Below are 21,635 nucleotides of genomic sequence, written 5' to 3'. Positions count from 1 at the left end.
AAGCGACCCTGGAGGCCCCATGCCCAAGACCTACCTCCTCTACCGTTGCGGCGAAGCCGGACACAGGACCCCTGTGACGTTCTTCACAGCCGACTCCGAGCAGGAAGCCCGCGAGGCCCCCACCTGGCTCAGGCACCAGCACCCGGACAGCCCCCTGCTGCACCTGGGGCCGGGGGAGTTCTTCGAGATCATCGAAGAGGGCAGGTGCCCGCCCCAGGAATGGGAGGACGCCAAGGCCCTGCTGGGCTCCGGCGCGGCGCGGTAGCCCTCGCTCCGTTTCGGCCCATGCCGTTCCGGCCTGTTCATTCCGGCTCCCCTGTTTCGCCCCATTGTCTGGCCCATATGTCTGGCCCACGCCGCCTGCCCCCGGGCGGCGTATTGTCCTCCACGACGCTTCCGGGTAGGCTGCGCCCTTTCGAATTTCCCCCTTCAGGAGGTTTCCATGGCCCGCATCGGCACGCCCAACACGGCTTCGGCCACCAGGATCATGCTGCTCGGCTCCGGCGAGCTGGGCAAGGAGGTGGCCATCGAGGCCCAGCGCCTCGGCGTCGAGGTCATCGCCGTGGACCGCTACCCCAACGCCCCGGCCATGCAGGTGGCGCACCGCTCCCACGTGGTGAGCATGCTCGACGCTGCCGCCCTGCGCGCCGTCATCGAGCAGGAGAAGCCCGACTTCGTGGTGCCCGAGATCGAGGCCATCGCCACCGAGGAGCTGCTGGCCCTGGAGGCCGAGGGAGTCACCGTGGTGCCCACGGCCCGCGCCGCCCGACTGACCATGGACCGCGAGGGCATCCGCCGCCTGGCCGCCGAGGAGCTGGGCCTGGCCACCTCGCCCTACCGCTTCGCCGACACCAAGGAGGAATTCCTGGCCGCCTGCGAGGCCGTGGGCTTCCCCTGCGTGGTCAAGCCGGTGATGTCCTCCTCGGGCAAGGGCCAGAGCGTGGCCCGCGACGCGGCCGGGGCCGCGGCCTCCTGGGAGTACGCCCAGACCGCCGGGCGCGCCGGGGCGGGCCGCGTGATCGTGGAAGGGTTCGTGGATTTCGACTACGAGATCACCCTGCTCACCGTGCGCCACGCCGGGGGCGTAAGCTTCTGCGAGCCCATCGGCCACCGGCAGGAGAAGGGGGACTACCGCGAGTCCTGGCAGCCCCACCCCATGAGCGCCGCGGCCCTGGCCGAGGCCGAACGCATGGCCAAGGCCGTCACCGGAGCCCTGGGCGGGCGCGGCATCTTCGGCGTGGAACTGTTCATCAAGGGCGACATGGTGCTCTTCTCCGAGGTGTCGCCCCGGCCGCACGACACGGGCATGGTCACGCTCATCTCGCAGGACCTCTCGGAGTTCGCCCTGCACGTGCGAGCCATCCTGGGCCTGCCCATTCCGGCCATCCGGCTTTACGGCCCGGCAGCCTCCCGCGTGATCCTGGCCGAGGGCGACAGCACGGCCCCGGCCTTTGAGGTCGCCCCCGAGGCCCTGGCCGAGCCGGACACCTCCCTGCGCCTGTTCGGCAAGCCCGAGGTGCACGGCGCCAGGCGCATGGGCGTGGCCCTGGCCCTGGGCAAGGACGTGGAGGAGGCCAAGGCCAAGGCCATCCGCGCGGCCTCGCACGTCACGGTGAAACTCTAGGCCTCCGCGCGGCCGGGGCGCGGGCCAGCCCGCGCCCCGGCTTCACTGTGCGGGCTGCCCTACCCTTCGGATTTCGCGACCTTCACGCGCCTGTCGCCCGTCCATCGGAGCCCCTCGCTCCGGTCATTCCCCACTCCTTGCGGCCCCGAGCCCGCCCACGTAGTGCACCACCAGGGAGCGCGCCAGCTGGGCCGCGCTGCGCGCCGTGACCACCTCCAGCTTGCCGCTGGTGGCCAGGGAGCCGATGCCGTGCAGGCTGGCCCAGAGCACCTGGACGGCCTCCTCCACCCCGGCCGTATCTCCGGGCGCGAACAGCGGCGCAAGCACCCGGGCCATGCGGGCCAAAATGGCCTCGATCCTGCCTGTGAACCACCGGGGCAGCTCCGAGCCTTGGCCCAGGCGGTACTCGAAGAGCAGCTCCCACAGCCTGGGGTGGCGCTCCACGAAGGCGAAGTAGGCCAGGGCCAGGGCCAGGGCGTCGGCCTGCGGGTCGCCCGTGGGGGCGGCCCCGGCGAGCTCGCCGTCCAGCAGCTCCAGGGTGCGCGCGTTCACCTGCACCACCAGGTCATCCAGATTCTTGAAGTGGTTGTAGAGCGTACCCGGGGAGTAGCCCACCGCCTCGGCCACGCGCCTGGCCGTGAGGGCCTTGAAGCCCTCTGCCTCCACCAGCCGCTGCGCCTCGCCCAGCACCAGCTCCGTCAACTGCTCGCGGGTGTGGTCCGACCGTCTGGCCATGCCTCGCCTCCTGCCGCTTCCGGGGTCCGGGCCGGAACTTCGCGGATGGATGAAAATTATATTGAACATTGTTCAGAAGCAAGCTATTCCGATTTTGAACGCTGTTCAATAAACAAGCGGCACCATTTTGAACAATGTTCAAAACAAGGAGGCACCCATGCATGCCGGTATCGTACTCGCAGCCCTGACCGCACTTTTCATCCCCTTCGTCTCCCAGGCCCAGGCAACGCCCGCCGCCAGGACCGGGGAGAGCCCCGCACGCAGCGCCAAGCCCCTGAGCCCAGGCGCCCAGGCCCTGGTGGACCGCGCCTTCGCGGACCTGGACGGCCGCAGGCCCCTGGACTGCCACGTGCACATCCTGGGCCTGGGCACGGGCGGCACTGGCGTGTACGCCAGCCCGGCTTTGCGCAGCTGGCTGCGCCCCTGGTCCCGCCTCAAGGCGGACATGGTGCTGTCCGCTTCCGGCGTGAAGGACCCGGCCCTGGCCGACCAGCAGTACGTGGCGCGCCTGCTGGCCCTGGCCCGCGATTTCCCCGTGGAGCCCAGGCTGGCCGTGCTGGCCTTCGACTGCCGCTACACCCCCGGCGGCGAACGCGACTTCGCGCGCACCGAGTTCCGCATCCCCGACGGCTACGTGCTGGACCTGGCCCGCAGCCACCCGGACACCTTCGTCCCGGTGGCCTCGGTGCATCCGAGCGACCCGCACGCCCTGGCCCGGCTGGAGAGCCTTGCCGCGCAAGGCGTGCGCGTGATCAAGTGGCTGCCCAACTCCCAGGGCATGGACCCCTCCGACCCCGGCTTCGACCCCTTCTATCGCGCCATGATCCGCCACGGCATGGCCCTGCTCTGCCACACCGGACACGAGGCCTCGGTGGCCTCCACGGACCAGCGCCTGGGCAACCCCCTGCTGCTGCGCCGCCCCCTGGACCTGGGCGTCACCGTGATCATGGCCCACGCCGGGAACCGGGGCACCAGTGAGGATCTGGACAACCCGGGCCGCCGCGCCCGCAACTTCGACCTCTTCCTGCGCATGATGGACGACCCGCGCTACACGGGCCGCCTCTACGGCGACATCTCCATGCTGGCCCAGACCGCCCGCAGCACCGGCGACCTCAAGATCCTGCTGGAGCGCGCCGACCTGCACCCGAGGCTCATAAACGGCAGCGACTATCCGCTCCCCGCCGTTGACATCTTCATGCAGCCGCGTGTTTTATGGCTGGCGGGTTTTCTGACGGACCGCGAGCGCCGCCAGCTTGGCGAGATCTACAGGGCCAACCCCCTGCTCTTCGATTTCGTGCTCAAGCGCACCCTGCGCCACCCGAAGACCGGGGCGCGCTTTCCGGCCTCCGTTTTCGTGGAGCACGCCGCATTCATCTGGCGAGGCGCGCCCGAGCCGGCAGTGACCCCGGCCGCGGCCAATTTCCCGGGAGGTTTGTAGTATGAACGCAGGCATCACCCGCGTGCTCGGCAAGCGCAGCTTCTGGCCCCTGTTCGTCAGCCAGTTCCTGGGCGCGGCCAACGACAACGTGTTCAAGAACGCCATCGCCATCCTGGTGATCTACCGCCTGGGCGAGGCCTCGGCCATGCCTCCGCAGGTGCTGGTCAACATCGCCTCGGGCCTGTTCATGCTGCCCTTCTTCCTGTTCTCGGCCACGGCCGGGCAACTGGCCGACCGCTACGAGAAGAGCGGGCTCATCCGGCTGGTCAAGCTCGCGGAGATCGCCATCGTCTCGCTGGGGGCCTGGTCCCTGCTGGCCGAAAGCGTATCCGGGATGCTGGCCGTGCTCTTCCTGCTGGGCGCCCAGGCCACGTTCTTCGGGCCGCTCAAGTACGCCATCCTGCCCGAGCAGCTGCCCGAGGGCGACCTGGTGGACGGCAACGCGCTCATCGAGGGCGGCACCTTCCTGGCCATCCTGCTGGGCACCATCGCCGGGGGCATGCTTGTGCTGGAGCAGGGCGGCATCGCCACCATCTGCGTCATGCTCGTGGGCTTCGCGGCGCTGGGCTTCGCGGCCAGCCTGATGCTGCCCAAGGCCAGGCCCGGCGACAGGGGCGTAACCGTGAGCCCGCACATCCTGCGGGAGACCTTCGCGGTCATGGGCCTGGCCAAAAAGAGGCGCGACGTGTTCCTCTCGGTGCTGGGCATCTCCTGGTTCTGGCTGGTGGGCATCACCTACCTCTCGCAGTTCCCGGCCTTCGCCAAGGACGTGCTCCACGCGGGCGAGCACGCCGTGACGCTCATGCTCACCGTGTTCTCCGTGGGCATCGGCCTGGGTTCGGCGCTGTGCTCCCGGATGCTCAAGGGCGAAATCTCCGCCCGGCACGTGCCCCTGGCCGCCCTGGCCATGAGCGCCTTCGCCTTCGACCTCTGGCTCTCCTCGGCCCACTTCGCGCACCTGCCCGCCGAGGCTCCGGTCATGGGGCTCTCCGCCCTGCTGGCCATGCCCGGCGCGTGGCGGGTTCTGGCGGACCTGCTGCTGTTCTCCGTGGCCGGCGGCGTGTACATCGTGCCGCTCTACGCCATCCTCCAGGCCCGCAGCGAGGAGCACGAGCGGGCGCGCATCGTGGCCGCCAACAACATCATGAACGCGGCCTTCATGGTGGCCGCCTCCCTGGCCGGGGCGGGCATGCTGGCCCTGGGCTTCGGGGTGGAGCAGGTCTTCCTGGCCGTGGCCGTGGCCACCCTGGCGGTGGCCGTGTACATCTGCAAGCTGCTGCCCGACGCCCTGTTCAAGGCTTTCTTCGTCTGGCTGCTCAGGGCGCTCTACCGCGTGGAGGTCCGGGGCGTTGAGAACCTGCTGGCCGCCGGGGAGCGGGCCGTGGTGGTGGTCAACCACGTCTCCTTCCTGGACCCGGTGCTCCTGGCGGCCTTCCTGCCCGGGCGGCCCGTGTTCGCGGTGAACAGCTTCGTGGCCCGGCTCTGGTGGGTTAGGCCCTTCCTCAGGCTGGTGGAGGCCTTCCCCATGGACCCCACCAACCCCATGGCCACCAGGGGCCTGATCCAGGCCGTGCAGGCCGGGCGGGTCTGCGTGATCTTCCCCGAGGGGCGCATCACCACCACCGGTGCGCTGATGAAAGTCTACGCCGGGCCGGGCATGATCGCCGACAAGGCCGACGCGCCCCTGGTGCCCGTGCGCATCGAGGGCGCGCAGTACACGCCCTTCTCGCGCCTGGGGGGCAAGGTGCGCCGCCGCCTGTTCCCCAAGATCACCATCACGGTCCAGCCCCCGCAGCGCTTCGAGCTGCCCGAAGGGGCCAAGGGGCGGGAGCGCCGCCGCGTCATCGGGCTCAAGCTCTACGACATCATGTCCGACATGATGTTCGCCACCTACGACCGCCGCCGCACCCTCTTCGCCGCCCTGCTGGAGGCCATGCGCACCCGGGGGCGCGGGGCCGTGGCCTGCGAGGACGTGAACCGCTCGCCCCTGAGCTGCGGCAGGCTCGCGGCCGGGGTCATGGCCCTGGGACGACGCGTGGCCGCCATGGCCGCCCCGGGCGAGACCGTGGGCCTGATGCTGCCCAACTCCAACGCCTCGGCCGTGGCATTCTTCGCCTGCCAAGCCTTCGGACGCGTCCCGGCCATGCTCAACTTCACCTCCGGCGTGCAGAACGTGCTCTCCGCCTGCGACACGGCGCGCATCGCCACGGTGCTGACCTCACGGCGCTTCATCGAGCAGGCCGGACTGCAGGCCCTGGCCGAGGCCCTGGCCGCCAAGGTGAACCTCGTCTTCCTGGAGGACCTCAAGGCGCGGATGGGGCTGGCCGACAGGCTGTACGGGCTGGGCGCGTCGCTCCTCCCCGAAAGGTTCGCCCCGGGGCTGCGCCGCTCCTGCGACGACCCGGCCGTGATCCTCTTCACCTCCGGCTCCGAGGGCGCGCCCAAGGGCGTGGCTCTCTCCCACGCCAACATCCTGGCCAACTGCGGCCAGCTGGCGGCGCGGGTGGCCTTCTCCGCCTCGGACGTGGTCTTCAACGCCCTGCCCGTGTTCCACTCCTTCGGGCTCACGGGCGGCATGATCCTGCCGCTGATTTCGGGGCTGCGCACCTTCTTCTACCCCTCGCCCCTGCACTACCGCATCGTGCCCGAGATGGCCTACGACACCAACGCCACCATCATCTTCGGCACGGACACCTTCCTGGCCGGCTACGCGCGCGTGGCCTCGCCCTATGACTTCTACAGCGTGCGCTACGTGTTCGCGGGCGCGGAGAAGGTGCGCGACGAGACCCGGCGGCAGTGGATGGAGGCGTTCGGGCTGCGCATCCTGGAGGGCTACGGGGCCACCGAGACCGCCCCGGTGCTGGCCGTGAACACGCCCATGCACTACAAGGCGGGCACCGTGGGCCGCCTGCTGCCCGGCATCGAACGCCGCGTGGAGCCGGTTCCCGGCGTGGAGGAAGGCGGCCGCCTGTGGGTCAAAGGCCCCAACGTGATGCTCGGCTACCTGTGGGCTTCGAAGCCCGGCGTGCTGGAGCCGCCCGCGGACGGCTGGTACGACACCGGGGACATCGTCTCGGTGGATGAGGCAGGCTACGTGCGCATCCTGGGCCGGGCCAAGCGCTTCGCCAAGGTGGGCGGGGAGATGGTGCCCCTGGGCCGGGTGGAGAGCGAGATCTCCGCGCTCTGGCCCAAGCAGGCCCACGCCGTCGTCGCCCTGCATGGCGGCAAGGGCGAGCGCCTGGTGCTGGCCACCACAAATGCCGGGGCCACGCGCTCCGAGATACTGGCGCACTTCCGGGCGGCGGGCCTGCCGGAGCTCATGGCGCCCAAGGCCATTCAGGTACTGGGGAAGATGCCGCTGCTGGGCAACGGCAAGACCGACTACGTGAGCGTGCAAGCCCTGGTGGAGGCGGCCGAGGCGGCCCGGCGGGAGGGGGGAGGCGGCGAATAGCCGAACCGGCCAACCAACGCAAAGAGGCCGCCCGTCACCGGGCGGCCTCTTTCGTTCCGATATCCGCGCACAGCCGCGGGCGTCTGGGGCCGCACTTCGGCCTCAAGGCTGCGCGCGGCCCGTTCAGGGAGCGGGTTCGACGCTATTGGTCACGGAAATCTTGGCCAGCTCGCGGTCCCTGGCGTCCAGGGCCTTGACCTGCACCTGCACCTGGCCCGGCTTCTCCTTGGGGCAGGGCATCTGCCCGGGCCCGTACATCGATCCCTTGGGCACCATGGCTTGGGCCCCGTTGATGTAAAGGCCCGTATTGGTGGTGGTGAAGCCGAAATCCTGGTTGAATATCTCGGACCCGAACTCGAAGTTGAGCACCTTCACGTTGAGTTTCTTGGTCTCGGGCGGGATGTTGTCGATGTGCATCTCGGGGGAGATGTTCTGGCACATCTCCACGGCCTTGAAACCTACCCTCACCCCGAAGCCCTTGGCCAGATCCACCCCGTCGCTGGTCTTGGGCGCGCAGCCCGCAAGCGCCAGCGCCGCCAGGGCGGCGTATGCGACCGTCCGTCTCATCCTCTTCATGGAGCCTCCCCGCCGCGGTGGCCATGCCTGAGCAGTCCCGGCCGGAGCGGAAATCATGGCCGGGCTGCCATGCCGTAACACGGGCCGAAGGCCCTTAGGAACAGCGAATCCGCTTGGAGCAAACTGGGTCACTTCGGCAGGCGGCGCTCCTGGGCGGTCTCCAGGGATTCCTGTACGGAGCGCGCTGGGGCCCGCGGGATGAGGAGGCGCTCCGCCCCGAGAACGGACGGATCAGGGAGCCGCCGTTTCCGGCGCGCTCAGGCGCAACAGGAGCGGTTGCGGCCGCCCTTCTTGGCCTAGTACAGGGCCGCGTCCGCCCGGGAGAGCAGGCCGTCCGGCTCGTCGCCATCGGCCAGGGCCGCCACCCCGGCGCTGGCCGTCTGCGGCCTCTTGCTTGAGAAGCCGTGCCCAGCGATCACGGCCACGATCCTTTCCGCGACCTTGAGCGCGCTTTCGGCGTCCGTCTCGGGGCACACGATCAGGAATTCCTCGCCGCCCCACCTGCCGGGCACGTCGATATCCCGGACGTTGGCCCGCAGCAGCGCCCCGACTTCCGCGAGCACGCGGTCGCCCGCCAGGTGCCCCAGTTCGTCGTTGATGAGCTTGAAGAAATCCAGGTCGATCAGCACGAGGGAGAGGGGCCGCCCGCTGCGCTTGGCCCTGGCGCACTCGTAGCCACCACGGCGTTGAGCTTGGTCCTGTTGGCCAGACCCGTGAGGGCGTCGGTCCTGGAGATGCGCTCCAACTCCCTGTTGTGCCTCCTGAGCTGCCAGACCCAGGCGCCGGCCAGGGCCACGACCCCCAGCAGCACCGCGGAAACCTTGTACAGCAGGGAATAGTCCACCACGGTCTGCACGTTGATGGAGACGTGCCTGTTGACGATGGCCCCGCGGTCCTGACCGCTGATGGACCTGATGCCGCGGTTGACGATGCCGACCAGCTTCTCCTTGTCCTTCACGAGGCCGACGCGCAGCTTGTTCGTGTATTCCGGCAGCTGGCCCGCGATCTTGAGGTTGAACCAGCCCCCCTTCTTGATGGTGTAGGCGGCCATGATCATCGAGCGCAGGGCCATGTCCGCCTTGCGCTCCGAGACCATCCTGAAGGCGTCCGCCTCGCTCTCCACGATGACGACCTTGATGTTGGGGTAGTCCTTCCTGATGAACTCTTCGATGGAGGTGCCCCTGGGCAGCACCAGGGTCTCGTTCACCAGGCCCCCCGGGTCCGAGATGAAGTCGTGCTCCTCGCGGGTGATGAAGACGTTGACGTCCGTGAATATTGGCTCGCTGAACGACAGCCATTCGCTCCTGGCGCGGGTCTCGTTGAGGAAGCTCAGGGCCTGGCACCGACCGTTCCTGGAGTAGTCCAGGCTCTGCTCCCAAGAGTTTGTCGGGACCAGGCGGAAACGCAGGCCCGTCCTCTCCGAAACGAGCTTGAGCAGGTCGGCCGCTATGCCCTCATGCTCACCCTTCTCGTTGATCGATTCGAAGGGGACCCAGTCTGGATCCACGCAGAGCGCCACATCACCTTCCTTCTCGAGGTAATAGCGCTCCAGGTCGGTCAACGCCGCCTCCGCGCAAAGCCCCGGGGCAGGGAAGACCAGCGTGGACAGCATGACCGCAAGGGCGAACGTCACGCCGGAGACGGTGCGGGTCAAGGCCAGAGCCCTCCACAACCAACCTGTTCGCACAATCGCCCCCGGAAGCAGCCTACGCCTTGTTGTTGATGCCTGGCGAGCCGGACGGCCCGCAGGCGGCGTTGCCCCGCCACGGGGATGAACATGCACCCGAAGGCCCCGAATATTCAAGCCCGTCCTCGGACAGACAATTCGGGACGCGCCTCCCCGCCGCACCGGCGCCTACCCCATTGACGATGCCGCTTGGCGAATATTTCTGTTGCCACGTCGACTCAAATTGATATTCATGGTCACTCAAACCAAACGGGTTGCGGATCGCGACCCGGGGCGCACATCTGCACGCACGGCCGGAGCTCTGGGGCAAGCAGCCAGGCGGCAAGCCCTCGCGGGCGACGCCCGGCCGTTGCGTGTGCCGTACATCTCCGCAATGTGGATGGCGTCAGGACTACTGGACAACCTCAACGCGTTGCGAGGGCAGATCGATGAAATTCCTCATGGTCCCCCTGATGACGTTCCTGTTGTGGCCGTTCCCTGCGTCCGCCTTCGACCGTTTCGACATCGTGACCACCGAACAGGTCCGGGAGATGCTCACCGCCCGCGAGGCGGGCACCGGCGAGGACTTCCTGCTGGTCAACACCCTGGACGACATCATCTACCATCACGAGCACATCCCCGGGTCCGTGAGCCTGCCCTGGACCCGGGTGGCCGACTACGAGCCCGTGCTCGGCGGCGACAAGGCCAAGTGCCTCGTCTTCTACTGAATGGGCTCCAGGTGAGTATTCGCCTACAAGGTGGCGGTCGCCATCAAGAACCAGGGTTACACGAACATCAAGATCTACAACGGCGGCATCAAGGACTGGAAAAAGGCCGGGCTGCCCGTGGCCTCCATCGAACCCCTGCCGGAATATTCCGGCGCGATGGTCACCGGGGAGGAGGTTTACGCCATCATGCAGCGCAGCGAGAACTGCACGGACGAAAACGGCAACCCGCTGCTGACCATCCTCGACTTCCGCATCGAGAACTCGCTGGAGGAGGCGGACGGCGGCCTGAAGCGCATCAAGACGCGCTGCCCTGTGATCACCTGCCTGCTGGACGAGGTGCGCCTGCCGGAACAGCGGGCCCGCATACCCAAGGAGGGGCTCGTGGTCACCATCACGGAGACGGGCAACCGGGACGATGTAGCCATGCGCTACCTGAGCCTGTTCGGCTACACGAATGTGAAGGGTCTGGAGTTCGGCATGCGCGGATGGATCAAGAGCAAGCTGCCCATAGAATAGCCTAGGGAAGACGATGCCTCTGCCCTCCATAGGAACCCGCCTCTACCAGCTTGTGGTCCTGATGTGCCTGCTCGTGGGGCTGGCCATCTCCATGCTGGTGCTGAAACGGGTCGACTCCCACATTCAGGAGCGGACGCAGGAGGCGCTCCGGCTCGACAAGGCCCTGAGCAGCCTCGACGCCGACGAGGAGGCGGCCCTGCGGGGCGAGACCCTCGCGATGCCCTCCGGGCACCTGCGGGTATCCGAGAACTTCAAGGGCCAACTGACCCCCGAGGTCGAACAGATGCTGGCCACGCGCGGTGCCGTTTTCGACCAGCTCCTGACCCTGACCCGGCGCATGGAGGACGAACACACCAGGGTCTTCTCCAAGCTGTTGGATATCACGGACGCCATCCGCTACATCCACCAGCACCATGCCGCCTACCTGCAGAACCTGGTCAACCGCGAGGCCATCTCGGTGGCCTCTCCCTCCGACCGCGACTCCCGGCGCAGGCTGAACGAGTCCGCCAACACGGAGCTGTCCATCATCCGCGAGTCCCTGAACATCTATACGTCCCTCTTCGACATCCACGCCGTGTTCTTCAAGCTGCAGCAGGCCGGGCCGGAGGGGGTCGGGGAACTCTTCCACAAACACATGGCCCGGTTCAACGCTTCGATCTCCTCCTTCGAGGACTACTCCCTGGACGCGCAGGACGGCCTGCTGATCGAGGAACTGCTGCTCACGGGCAAGAACTTCGAGCAGTCCTTTTCCGGGCTGGTGGAGATGGCCAGGGAGCGCGTGCGCCTCCTGCGGCAGCTGGCCGAGAGCAAGGCGGCCCTGAATGTCACCACGCTGAAATTCCTCGCCGAACAGGACGCCGAGGTGCGCAAGGCCCAGCTCCGGTCGGACATTCTCCAGACCACCTTCATCGCCGTCATCATGGTGTTCGCGGTCCTGTTCATCGCCTACTGCTCCCAGCTGTCCAAGGCGGTGAAGCGCATCGCCAGCGAGGCCCACATGCTCCAGAAGGACCTGGGGCACCGGGTGGACGCGGATTCGGCATGGTTCGACGAATTCCAGGCCGTCTTCATCACCTTCAACACCATGGCCGGGACTCTGGGCAGTCAGATGGGCCAGCTCACCTCCCTGGCGTTCAACGACACGCTCACCGGGCTGCCCAACAGGACGCACCTCCTGCACCGCCTGGAAATAGCGATCATCGCCTCGCGCAAGAACCCGGACTACTTCTTCGCCGTGGTGTTCCTGGACCTCGACCGCTTCAAGATCATCAACGACAGCCTGGGGCACGAGTGCGGGGACGAGGTGCTCAAGACCTTCGGGCGCACCCTCGGGGAGTGCGTCCGCGACGGCGACACGGTGGCCCGACTCGGCGGCGACGAGTTCGCCATCCTGCTGGAGAACCTGCGCACCCGGCGGGAGGTCATCCAGGTGGTCAAGCGGATCAGGGCCCGCATATCGAAACGCATCTCGGTGTCCGGGTTCGGGCTCATCGTCCAGGCGAGCATCGGCATCTCGATCAACCCCAAGGGGCAGAAGCCCGAGGACATCCTGCGCGACGCCGACATCGCCATGTACGACGCCAAGAAGAAGGGCGCGGGCAAGTTCAAGGTCTACACTCCGCGCCTTGGCGAACAGGCCCTGCGCGTCCTGAACATGGAGCTGGACCTTCGCCAGGCCATCGAAAGGCTGGAAATCGAGGTATACTTCCAGCCGATCATGGAGCTGGAAACGGGCAGGCTCCACGGCTTCGAGGCCCTGGCCCGCTGGCGCCACCCGGATCATGGGGCCATCCCCCCCTCCAAGTTCATCCCCCTGGCCGAGGAGACCGGGCTGATCCTGCCGCTGGGCAGGCTGGTGCTCGCCCGGGCCTGCGGATACGCGGCCCGCTGGAACAGGGCCCTCGGCCCCGGGCAGTCCTTGATCGTGCACGTGAACCTCTCGCCCAAGCAGTTCTGCAACGCCGGGCTGGTCCAGGAGGTTGCGCGCGAACTGAACGCCAACGGGCTGGCCGCTCACCTGCTGAACCTGGAGATCACGGAGACCATGCTCATGGCCAGCACCATCAACGCCCTGAGCATCATGAACAGGCTCAAGGACCTGGGGGTCGGCCTCTCCCTGGACGACTTCGGGACCGGCTACTCCTCCCTTGGCAACCTCCGCGACTTCCCCGTGGACACCTTCAAGATCGACCGCTCGTTCATCACCAGGCTCTGCCACGACAAGAAAACCGAGGACATGGTCCAGCTGGTGCTGGCCATGTCCAGGACGTTGGGCAAGGAGGTGGTCGCGGAAGGGGTGGAGAACGCCGGGCAGGTCGCGCTGTTGCTCAGCCTGGGGTGCAGGCTGGTGCAGGGTTTCTATTTTTCCCGCCCCTTGAGCCCCCAGGACATGGACGCCTTCATAGAGTTCGGCGTGCCGCAACTCCAGATGGCCTGAGCGCCCAAGCCCCCGAGGGGGCGCAGGACCATCCCGCCGTTGCGCCGCCATCGGCTGAGCCTTCGCGCGGCTGCTCCGGCCCGGGCTCCGCAACCCGGTGCCGCGCTGCCCGTCGCCCCGCCCGGATGGGTTCGCCGTGCCTGCGCGCCTCGCCCGGCCCCGGCAAGCCGCCGCTCACGCCCCGCCGTTGCGGAAGGCCTCGATCATGTCCCAGGTGAGGCTCATCAGGGATTCGGCAGCGGGCAGCTCGTGCCGGCCGAACCAACGCGCCTCCGCCAGTTCGGCGGTGTCCAGCGTCACGGCCGGGTCGCCGTCCAGGTCCGCGAAGAAGCCCATCAGCAGGGACTGGGAGAAGGCCCAGGGCTGGCTCTTGAAGTAGCGCAGGTTGGCCACCTTGAGGCCCACCTCCTCCATCACCTCGCGCGCCAGGGCGGCCTCCAGCGTCTCGCCCGGTTCCACGAACCCGGCCACCAGCCCGTAATTGCGGTACTCGCCCCGCGCAGTCTTCACCAGCAGAAGGGACTCGCCGTCCACGATGCCCACGATGATCACGGGGTGGATGTTCGGGTATTTCACCACCCCGCACTCCGGGCAAGCCAGGGCGCGCTCGTCCGCCTTGGGCCGCATGGGCGCGGCGCACCGGCCGCAGTAGCGGTTCCTGCCGTACCAGGCCGCGATGTGGACCGCCGTGGCGCAGGCGAAGGCGAGCTGGGGCGGCTCCAACCTGAACAACAGGCGCATGTTCGAATACCCGAACGGCCCGAAGGCCTCGGCTTCGGAGGTGAAACCGTAAAAACCCGCGCCATCCATGGAGAACATGTAGGTCAGCGCGTCCGCCCGGCCCTGGAGCGCGGGCGGCAGCTCCCCGAACCGGGGGAGCGACGGCCCGCCGCCGCTGTCACAGAGCAGGACCTGGCCGTCCCTCACGAAGACGACGTGGTCCTGCCCATCAGGCGCGCCCCTGCCGGGGTCGTATGTGATCGTGTGGGGATCGATATCCTGAAACATTCCTCGGCCCTTCGTGAATTGGAGACTTCGCCCGGGCGGGACAGCGAGGCGCCCGGCCCTGGCCCGCCCTTGTCGTCCCCGGGGAGCACCGCGTCAAGGGCGGCGCATCGCGTGATGCCTGCGGGCCCGGCTCAGCTGGAAAACCTGAAACCGTCCTTCCCGTCCGCCTTGGCCAGATAGAGGGCCTGGTCCGATTTCTTGACAAGCCCCTCGGCGTCGTCCCCGTTCTGGGGGAACAGGGCGATACCTATGCTCGCGGTGACGGAAGCGGCCGTCCCATCCAGAAGAAACGGGCTTCGCAGGGACGCGAGGACCTTTTCGGCAACAAGCCCGGCGGCCTGGGCCGTTTCCAGCTCCCAGAGCAGGAGCACGAACTCGTCGCCCCCGAAGCGGGCCACGGTGTCCACCCGGCGCAGGACGCCGGTGATACGCCCGGCCGCCTGCACCAGCAGCTCGTCGCCGGCGGCGTGCCCCAGCGTGTCGTTGACCTGCTTGAAGCCGTCGAGGTCTATGGACATGACGGCCAGCATGGTCCCGCCGCGTTTGGCGTTCTCCAGCGCCACCGCAAACCTGTCGCGAAAGAGCGACCTGTTGGGCAGCCCCGTCAGGGCGTCGTGCGTGGCCATGACCTCCATCTCGTCCTTCAGGGCCTGGACGTCCGCGAGCAGCCGCCTGTTGACCACCAGGGTCAGGCAGATGGAAAGGCAGGCGTTGAGGGTGGTGTACAAGGTGATGGCCAGCGCGTCCGCCACGCCGGAAATGAAGAAATCGTTGGTGTGCAGTGGGTTGGCCAGGGTCATGGCGATGCGCAGCGCGCTGGCCGCGATGTAGCCTGACAGCACGTAGCCCGCGAGATTGGTGATGGCCCTGAAACGGGGCGGAGCCTTCCTGAACAGCAGCCAGCAGGCCTGGCTCATGATCAGGATTATCACCACCGAAACGGTGATCTGGCGCGCCTGCATGTCCGGCCGGAGGTAGGTGAACACCGCCATGGCCCCCGTGAACAGGGCCAGGAGCGCGACGTTGCGCCATTGTCCGGCGCTCTCCCCCACGAAGGCGGCGAACCCGGCGAGCAGGCCCACCGAGCCGGACTGGATCAGCAGGTTGGCCAGCACGATGCTGGCGTAATCCGGCACCAGTCCCTTGAGCAGCACCAGGCTCAGGCCGGCGGACTGGCAGACCATGCTGGCCAGCCAGAAGCCTGTGCCGCGATATCTGCGCCGGTGCTCAACCCAGAGGATTGCCGTGGCCCAGACGCTCACGGCGACGATGATGAGGTTCATGACCAGAAGGGTCATGATGTCGAGCTTCATGGAGTTTTCCGTCCGGCGTGCGTATCGATCCCGTTCCCGCCCGGCATTGCCGCCGCGCGTTCAAGGCGTTGATAATACCATCGGGATGTCAAACGCTCAATACCGGCGCCCACCATGCCCCGGAGGATGGCAGGCGGGCATCGGGCACTCGCTTATAACCTGCTGTCGGAGGCGGAGTCGTCCTCGGCGTCCCAGGGGGGGCCGAGCCTGTCGCGAATGGTCTGATAGAAGTCCCCCTGTTTCGTGGGGAAGTCTCCGAGTCGCTTGGAGATTGCCGCCATGAGGTAGGAGTCGACCCAGTGGAAGATGTCGAAGCGCCGGACGATGTCGCGCAGGGCCCGCATGTGCCTCTTCCGGACGGCGGGGCTGATATCCATGGCCCGGCGTATGGCCTCGGCCGTTCCCAGGGTGTCGAAGGGGTTGACCATGAGCGCGTGGCGGTGGAACTCCATGGCCGCCCCAGCGAATTCGCTCAAAATCAGGGTGCCGTTCTCCCGCGTGTTGCAGGCCACATATTCCTTGGCCACCAGGTTCATGCCGTCGCGGAGCGGTGTGACCAGGGCCACGTCCGCGGCCCTGTAATAGTGGATCAGCTCCTCATGGGGCAGGTTGCGATAGAAGTAGTGCAGCGGGGTCCAGCCCGGGGTGGCGTGGCGCCCGTTGATCTCGCTGACCATGCTCTCCACCTGGGTCTTGATCTCCCGGTACATGGGAACGTTCTCGCGGCTTGGCACGATGATCTGGATGAAGCAGACCTTCTCCTTGAGCTCGGGGAACATGCGCAGCATCTGCCCGAAGGCGGCGATGCGCTCGGGGATCCCCTTGGAGTAGTCCTGCCTGTCCGCGCCGAAGAGCAGGTACCTGTCGCCCACGTCCTTGCGGATTTGCTCCGCCGCAACCTGCGAGGCTGGCTGGGAGGCTGCATTGACGAAGGCCCGGAAGTCGATGCTGATGGGGAAGCTGCCAAGTCGGGTCTGTTTCCCCCCGGCGGACACGGAGATGACCTGCCCCCTGCCACGCTTGTAGGCTTTGGGGTAGATGCGCTGTACGGCCTCGAAAAAGTTCACGCGGTCGCGGACGGTCTGGAAGCCGAGCAGGTCGAACTCCAGCAGGGCGTCGATGATCTGCTTGCGCCAGGGGAGCTTGAGGAAGATGTCCGCCGGTGGAAAGGGGATGTGCAGGAAGAAACCCATGCGCGTGTCCCGTCCGGCCTCCTTCGCCTGGGCCGCCAGGAGCATGAGGTGGTAGTCGTGCACCCAGACGAAGTCGCCCGGCTTGGTGGCCGCGGCCACTGCCGCGCTGAACTTGGCGTTGGCCCGCTTGTATGCCTCCCAGAAGGAGGGGTCGAAGTTGCACGGCATCAGGAACTCGTGGAAAAGCGGCCAGAGAATCTCGTTGGAGAAGCCGTGGTAGAAACCGTCCACGTCCTCCTCGTCCAACTCCACCGGGCGCAGGAGGTATCCGGCCTCGCGGGAGAACTCCCTGCACAGGCTGGCCATGTCCTTCTCCACTGCCCCGGGCCAGCCGATCCACAGCCCGCCCCTATCCCGCAAGACCGGGGCCATGGCCGTGACCAGGCCCCCGGCCCCCTGCTTCAGGCGCAGTGCCCCTGCCTCGCGGACCACGCTGACGGGCAAGCGGTTAGAAACCACGACGAGGCGTTTATCTCTCCTGCTTTCATTGGGCATACTCTGGCCTCCTCGCCTTGGGGTTGAGGCTGGTGAACCGTCCGAGCAGCGCAAGCAGCTCCTGCGGCGGCCTGATCCAGAAGGACGCCTCCGAAGCGTGCGGCCGGGCGCTGACCAGCACCCCTATGCCACGCCCTTTCAATGCCTTGAAGGCGTCTTCGTCGGTGCGGTCGTCTCCGAGGTAGATGACCAGCGCCTCCGGGTGCTCCTCCAGAAGCGAGCGGATGGCCGTGGCCTTGCTGGCTCCCGGCAACCGCAGCTCCAGGCCTCCGTCGAAGGGATGCAGCTCGAACCCGGCCCGCCCCGCAAGCTCCATGAGTCGCGGTTCGAGGCGGGCCATGAACTCCCGCTTCTCGTCGGGAGCGAGACCGCGCCAGTGGAAGGCAATGCCGCAGGGTTTCGTCTCCGTGCGTGATTCATCCTCAACGAGGGCGCGCGCCTGCTCCAGGGCCGCCTGCTGCTCCGGGGTGAGCGGGATCACGGCTTCGCCCTCCCCGGGTATGAGGCGCTGCGCGCCGTGGCAGCCCCAGATCTCAGGAATGGGATGGATGTTGAGAAGCCGGGAGAGGCTCGAGGCGTCGCGCCCGCTGATCATGACGAAGCGGCTCCTCCCCTTGGTGGGGAGGCGGTTCAGCACGTCGCGCACGCCCGCGTAGGGGCAGGCGTGGTCCCGGTCGGGACGGAAGGGCGCGAGGGTCCCATCGTAATCAAGTGCCAGCACCCAGGGCCGCCTGCCGGAAAGGACCTGCCTCGCCAGCGGGTCTTCAAGCAGTTGACCCAGGCCGGGGAGCGTATCTTTCATGGGAAAACCTTCAGGTAAGCGTGCAACATGTACATGAGATCCTCGAATTCATCGCCCGCGCCCTCGGAGTCGCGGATGATGTGGCGCAGAAGCTGCTCCAGCAGGAACACCTCCAGCAGGGTGTGCGTGTCTTCGCGGGTCGCGGGCAGCAGCGGCCCGTCGCCGCAGGTCTCCAGGTAGGCCTGGAGGTAGCAATGGGCGACGCTGCGACGCCATAAGGCTATCCAGGCGCCGAGCCTGTCGGAGTCGGCTGTGAGCAGCCCGGACTGCCGGCGCTTCCACCCCGCCACCAGCGCCCCAATGGATACGAGCAGGCTGGCCACGTCCCGCAGGGGAGAGCGTTTGATGACCCTCTCGCCCAGAGGCAGGGAGTCGTCCCCGTCGAAGTCGACGATGAACAGATCCCGCCCGCGGTGCAGGATGTTGTTCATCTGGAAGTCCCCGTGGATCCTGATCCTCAGGCCCGAAGGGGTCAGGTGCGTCACTTTGGCGAAGCGGCGCAGCACCACGTCCAGGGGGAAGGGCTTCGCCTCCTCGGCCGGGTTGGACCTGTGCGTGAGCATGACGTTGTTGGCCTGGTGCGCCGTATTGCGCATGCTCTGGTAGCAGGAGCGCAGGTAGAGCTTGTTGAACGGCTCCGGCTGGAACGCCTGGCCCGGAACCCCGGCGAGGGACTCGTGCAACTGGGCGGTCCTGACGCCGAGCCTGCGGAAGAAGTCCAGCGTGTATTCGCCGATGACCTCGCGCTGGCCCTTGCCGAGCTCGGGCGGGGTGAATACCGGCAGGGCCGAGACGTCCAGCGGCTCGACCCCGGAAGCCAGGGCCCGCTCGGACATCTGCTCCAATGCCTGCGCCACGAAACTCTGCCCGTCTTCAGCGCCCTGGAAGTATTCCTCGATCACAGCCAAGGTGAAGCCCTTGCCGCGCCGCCTCTTGTAAGTGAGGCTAGCCGTCAGGCGGGGCACGCCGGGGAAATCCTGGCGGTCCAAGGCCCGCAGCATCTCCAGCTCGGGGTTGACCCCTTCGCCCAACTCCCTGAACACCTTCAGGAAACCTTGGTCGCCCAGGGTCCAGCACACGGAGTGGCGCGTATCCAGAACCAGGCGGCAGGTGTCGGCCTGCACGGTCAGGGCGCTCCGCTCCTTCCTGGGGATGTAGAGCTCCGAGGAGAAAACGCCGTGTTGGGCATGCTTCTCCTGCCCGCTGAGGACCAGTTCGGCCAGCACGCTCATGGCCCTGGCGTTCTCGAACCCGTTGGCAAGCCCGGCGGTTTCCCCCCGATGCTCCGAACGCCCCAGCAGGCCCGACGCAAGGTGGGCCTCCGTCTCCTGGAGCGCGCCGCCCCGGACCGCGACGGGCATGGCGAGGTGGGTGCTCAGGTGGTTCTGGCGGTGCCTGCCCTCCACCAGCGCCATGATCGGGATGAACTCCCCCCCGCCCAGATGCAGCGACTCGACGATGTTCGCCTCCTCGTAGAAGGCCGAGGTCGACACCGCCGCGCCGGACGGCGCCAGCAGCATGGGGAGGACCTTTCCCAGCTCGGCGTTGAGCTCGTCCAGCGAGGGGACGCCCCTGTCCAGGAACAGCTTGCCCAGTGATTTTGGCTGCATGGGGCATGACTTGGCCGAAACGTCCTCCAGCAGGAGCCAGAAATGGTCGTGCGGGCCGAGGATGACCGTATAGGGCGACTGCTCGATCTGGGGGAACCTGGACTGGCCGAACACTTCTACGGGGGTGCTGCCAGCCATGTGCGACAAGTCCAGCGTGTCCACCTGCGCGTAGCGCGAGAGGTTGACCAGAACCAGCAGACGCTGGTCCTCGTGGATGCGCAGGAAGCTCAGCACCCTGGTGTTCTCCCCCCGCACGAACTCCAGTGTACCTTGCCCCAGGGCCGGAAGCGACTTGTACATGGCGATGATGCGGCGCATCCACCAGAAGAGCGACGTCTGGTTCCGCTCCTGCGTCTCCACGTTGACGACCTCGTAATGGTATTCCGGGTCGATGACCACCGGCAGATACAGCTTCTGCGGATTGGCTTTGGAGAAACCCGCGTTGCGGTCAGGGCTCCATTGCATGGGGGTCCGCACGCCGTTGCGGTCGCCAAGGTGGTAGTTGTCGCCCATGCCCAGCTCATCGCCGTAATAGATGATGGGCGTTCCCGGGAAGGAGAACAGCAGGAAGTTGATAACCTCCATGCGCCTGCGGTTGTTCTGCATCAGCGGGGCGAGCCTGCGCCTGATGCCCAGGTTGATCCGGGCCTTGGCGTCGCTGGCGTAGGCCCGGTACATGTAGTCCCGCTCCTCGTCAGTGACCATTTCCAGGGTCAGCTCGTCGTGGTTGCGCAGGAATATGGCCCACTGGCAGTTGGCCGGGATGTCCGGCGTCTGTTCGAGGATGTCTATGATGGGGTAGCGGTCCTCGGTCCAGAGGGACATGAAGATGCGCGGCATGACCGGGAAGTGGAAGGCCATGTGGCATTCGTCGCCCTTGCCGAAATAGTTCACGGCGTCCTCGGGCCACTGGTTGGCCTCCGCCAGGAGCATCCTTCCGGGATATTTGGCGTCCACGTACGCCCGCAGCTCCTTCAGGAAGGCGTGCGTCTCCGGCAGGTTCTCGCAGTTGGTGCCGCGCCGCTCGAACAGGTAGGGCACGGCGTCCAGGCGCAAGCCGTCCACCCCCATGTCCAGCCAGAAGTCCAGCACCTTGAAAACGGCCTTCCGCACGGATGGGTTGTCGAAGTTGAGGTCCGGCTGGTGGGAGTAGAACCTGTGCCAGTAGTAGGCCTTGGCCACAGGGTCCCAGGCCCAGTTCGACTGCTCGAAATCCTTGAAGATGATCCTGGCGTCCCGGTATTTGTCCGGGGTTTCGCTCCAGACGTAGAAATCGCGCGCCTTGGAGCCGGGCTTCGCGCGCCGGGCGCGCTGGAACCAGGGGTGCTGGTCCGATGTGTGGTTGAGCACCAGTTCGGTGATGACCTTGAAGCCGCGCTCGTGCGCCTCGCGCAGAAAGCGCCGGAAATCGGCCATGGTGCCGTAGTCCGGATGGATGTGGGTATAGTCGGCGATGTCGTACCCGTCGTCGCGCAGGGGCGAAGGATAGAACGGCAGAAGCCACAGCGCGCCGACCCCCAGCCTCTCAAGATAGCCCAGCCTGGATGTCAGGCCGTTGAAGTCGCCGATGCCGTCTCCGTCGCTGTCCGCGAAGGAGCGTACGTGAAGTTCGTAGATGATTGTATCTTTATACCACATTGCTATTCCTGATGGCGGGTTGGGCTGTGCGTCCGTGCATGAATACCGTGCGGACCGTGTACCGGGCGGAGCGATTGCGGTCCGCGTCGGCCCCGGCCGGGCAGTGGCGCCAGCCTCAGACTCCGGGAAATTCCCGGCTGCCCTCAGCCCTGCACGGGTTCCCGGGTTGGTACACCCGCAATTTGACGTACATCCGAAATGGTGAGCGAAACACATTGCATCCGCAACTGATTAAGCAACTCCAACGGCAGTCAGAAACTCTGTAATCCAACACGCTCGACGTCCACGTCTCTGAAGCCGTAATCCCGGCGATGCAAAGACACGCAAGGCAGCTTTGTTCAGCAACTTAGAATAATAAGAACGAACCAGCCCCTGCAATACAACGATGAGCTTACATGCTGGCCG

16 protein-coding genes are annotated in these 21,635 nt (G+C 66.9%); 7 read left to right on the top strand and 9 right to left on the bottom strand.

What is annotated here, in order from left to right; all coding sequences use genetic code 11:
- The first annotated feature begins 19 nt into the window (after positions 1 to 19).
- Both MLE18_RS07675 and purT read left to right on the top strand, forming a co-directional pair.
- Positions 20 to 265 carry a hypothetical protein gene (locus tag MLE18_RS07675; RefSeq protein WP_243438205.1) on the top strand — a complete coding sequence of 82 codons (246 nt, stop codon included), beginning with the start codon at positions 20 to 22 and terminating at the stop codon, positions 263 to 265.
- Between the two features lie 177 nt (positions 266 to 442).
- Positions 443 to 1,624 carry a formate-dependent phosphoribosylglycinamide formyltransferase gene (gene purT / locus MLE18_RS07670; protein ID WP_243438204.1) on the top strand — a complete coding sequence of 394 codons (1,182 nt, stop codon included), beginning with the start codon at positions 443 to 445 and terminating at the stop codon, positions 1,622 to 1,624.
- Between the two features lie 123 nt (positions 1,625 to 1,747).
- Here purT and MLE18_RS07665 read toward each other — a convergent pair whose 3' ends face one another.
- Positions 1,748 to 2,359, bottom strand: a complete 612-nt coding sequence (locus MLE18_RS07665; protein WP_243438203.1) for a TetR/AcrR family transcriptional regulator — start codon at positions 2,357 to 2,359, stop codon at positions 1,748 to 1,750.
- 157 nt (positions 2,360 to 2,516) lie between these two features.
- Here MLE18_RS07665 and MLE18_RS07660 point away from each other — a divergent pair, with 157 nt between their 5' ends.
- Positions 2,517 to 3,797, top strand: a complete 1,281-nt coding sequence (locus tag MLE18_RS07660) for an amidohydrolase family protein (protein WP_243438202.1) — start codon at positions 2,517 to 2,519, stop codon at positions 3,795 to 3,797.
- A 1-nt stretch (position 3,798) separates the two neighbouring features.
- Entirely contained in the window at positions 3,799 to 7,248 is a 3,450-nt protein-coding gene (locus MLE18_RS07655; RefSeq protein WP_243438201.1) for an acyl-[ACP]--phospholipid O-acyltransferase, read from the top strand.
- A 123-nt stretch (positions 7,249 to 7,371) separates the two neighbouring features.
- On the opposite strand, the gene MLE18_RS07650 is transcribed toward MLE18_RS07655, so the two are convergent.
- From MLE18_RS07650 to MLE18_RS07640, 3 genes are all read right to left on the bottom strand, one after another.
- Entirely contained in the window at positions 7,372 to 7,824 is a 453-nt protein-coding gene (locus MLE18_RS07650) for a hypothetical protein (RefSeq protein WP_243438200.1), read from the bottom strand.
- Between the two features lie 296 nt (positions 7,825 to 8,120).
- Positions 8,121 to 8,453 carry a GGDEF domain-containing protein gene (locus MLE18_RS07645; RefSeq protein ID WP_243438199.1) on the bottom strand — a complete coding sequence of 111 codons (333 nt, stop codon included), beginning with the start codon at positions 8,451 to 8,453 and terminating at the stop codon, positions 8,121 to 8,123.
- Positions 8,447 to 9,478, bottom strand: a complete 1,032-nt coding sequence (locus tag MLE18_RS07640; RefSeq protein ID WP_243438198.1) for a transporter substrate-binding domain-containing protein — start codon at positions 9,476 to 9,478, stop codon at positions 8,447 to 8,449. Before MLE18_RS07640 ends, MLE18_RS07645 begins: the two co-directional genes overlap by 7 nt.
- A gap of 461 nt (positions 9,479 to 9,939) precedes the next feature.
- Here MLE18_RS07640 and MLE18_RS07635 point away from each other — a divergent pair, with 461 nt between their 5' ends.
- The 3 genes from MLE18_RS07635 to MLE18_RS07625 are packed head-to-tail and all read left to right on the top strand — an operon-like array spanning position 9,940 to position 13,171.
- A complete protein-coding gene (locus tag MLE18_RS07635; protein WP_243438197.1) occupies positions 9,940 to 10,218 on the top strand; it encodes a rhodanese-like domain-containing protein in 279 nt (92 codons plus the stop codon).
- A gap of 30 nt (positions 10,219 to 10,248) precedes the next feature.
- Positions 10,249 to 10,734, top strand: coding sequence for a rhodanese-like domain-containing protein (locus MLE18_RS07630; RefSeq protein WP_243438196.1), 486 nt, complete (start codon positions 10,249 to 10,251; stop codon positions 10,732 to 10,734).
- Positions 10,735 to 10,747: 13 nt separating this feature from the next.
- Positions 10,748 to 13,171, top strand: coding sequence for a putative bifunctional diguanylate cyclase/phosphodiesterase (locus tag MLE18_RS07625; RefSeq protein ID WP_243438195.1), 2,424 nt, complete (start codon positions 10,748 to 10,750; stop codon positions 13,169 to 13,171).
- Between the two features lie 174 nt (positions 13,172 to 13,345).
- Here MLE18_RS07625 and nudC read toward each other — a convergent pair whose 3' ends face one another.
- From nudC to treS, 5 genes are all read right to left on the bottom strand, one after another.
- Positions 13,346 to 14,179 carry an NAD(+) diphosphatase gene (gene nudC / locus MLE18_RS07620; protein ID WP_243438194.1) on the bottom strand — a complete coding sequence of 278 codons (834 nt, stop codon included), beginning with the start codon at positions 14,177 to 14,179 and terminating at the stop codon, positions 13,346 to 13,348.
- 131 nt (positions 14,180 to 14,310) lie between these two features.
- Entirely contained in the window at positions 14,311 to 15,492 is a 1,182-nt protein-coding gene (locus MLE18_RS07615; protein WP_243438193.1) for a GGDEF domain-containing protein, read from the bottom strand.
- A gap of 152 nt (positions 15,493 to 15,644) precedes the next feature.
- The gene (locus tag MLE18_RS07610; RefSeq protein WP_243438192.1) at positions 15,645 to 17,180 is read right to left on the bottom strand and encodes an alpha,alpha-trehalose-phosphate synthase (UDP-forming); all 1,536 of its coding nucleotides are present in this window, start codon (positions 17,178 to 17,180) and stop codon (positions 15,645 to 15,647) included.
- A complete protein-coding gene (gene otsB / locus MLE18_RS07605; RefSeq protein WP_243438191.1) occupies positions 17,170 to 17,982 on the bottom strand; it encodes a trehalose-phosphatase in 813 nt (270 codons plus the stop codon). The genes MLE18_RS07610 and otsB overlap by 11 nt, the downstream gene beginning before the upstream one ends.
- The gene (treS, locus tag MLE18_RS07600) at positions 17,979 to 21,230 is read right to left on the bottom strand and encodes a maltose alpha-D-glucosyltransferase (RefSeq protein ID WP_243438190.1); all 3,252 of its coding nucleotides are present in this window, start codon (positions 21,228 to 21,230) and stop codon (positions 17,979 to 17,981) included. Before treS ends, otsB begins: the two co-directional genes overlap by 4 nt.
- Positions 21,231 to 21,635: the final 405 nt, after the last annotated feature.

It is taken from the genome of Fundidesulfovibrio soli (assembly GCF_022808695.1).
In the GTDB taxonomy this organism is placed as follows: Bacteria; Desulfobacterota; Desulfovibrionia; order Desulfovibrionales; family Desulfovibrionaceae; genus Fundidesulfovibrio; species Fundidesulfovibrio soli.
This window is presented reverse-complemented; position numbering and strand designations above follow the sequence as displayed.

Excerpts from the sequence above, each read along its gene's own strand:
- MLE18_RS07675 (WP_243438205.1), top strand. The coding sequence starts at position 20 with ATGCCCAAGACCTACCTCCTCTACCGTTGCGGCGAAGCCGGACACAGG.
- purT (WP_243438204.1), top strand. The coding sequence starts at position 443 with ATGGCCCGCATCGGCACGCCCAACACGGCTTCGGCCACCAGGATCATG.
- MLE18_RS07665 (WP_243438203.1), bottom strand. The coding sequence starts at position 2,359 with ATGGCCAGACGGTCGGACCACACCCGCGAGCAGTTGACGGAGCTGGTG.
- MLE18_RS07660 (WP_243438202.1), top strand. The coding sequence starts at position 2,517 with ATGCATGCCGGTATCGTACTCGCAGCCCTGACCGCACTTTTCATCCCC.
- MLE18_RS07655 (WP_243438201.1), top strand. The coding sequence starts at position 3,799 with ATGAACGCAGGCATCACCCGCGTGCTCGGCAAGCGCAGCTTCTGGCCC.
- MLE18_RS07650 (WP_243438200.1), bottom strand. The coding sequence starts at position 7,824 with ATGAAGAGGATGAGACGGACGGTCGCATACGCCGCCCTGGCGGCGCTG.
- MLE18_RS07635 (WP_243438197.1), top strand. The coding sequence starts at position 9,940 with ATGAAATTCCTCATGGTCCCCCTGATGACGTTCCTGTTGTGGCCGTTC.
- MLE18_RS07625 (WP_243438195.1), top strand. The coding sequence starts at position 10,748 with ATGCCTCTGCCCTCCATAGGAACCCGCCTCTACCAGCTTGTGGTCCTG.
- nudC (WP_243438194.1), bottom strand. The coding sequence starts at position 14,179 with ATGTTTCAGGATATCGATCCCCACACGATCACATACGACCCCGGCAGG.
- MLE18_RS07615 (WP_243438193.1), bottom strand. The coding sequence starts at position 15,492 with ATGAAGCTCGACATCATGACCCTTCTGGTCATGAACCTCATCATCGTC.
- MLE18_RS07610 (WP_243438192.1), bottom strand. The coding sequence starts at position 17,180 with ATGCCCAATGAAAGCAGGAGAGATAAACGCCTCGTCGTGGTTTCTAAC.
- otsB (WP_243438191.1), bottom strand. The coding sequence starts at position 17,982 with ATGAAAGATACGCTCCCCGGCCTGGGTCAACTGCTTGAAGACCCGCTG.
- treS (WP_243438190.1), bottom strand. The coding sequence starts at position 21,230 with ATGTGGTATAAAGATACAATCATCTACGAACTTCACGTACGCTCCTTC.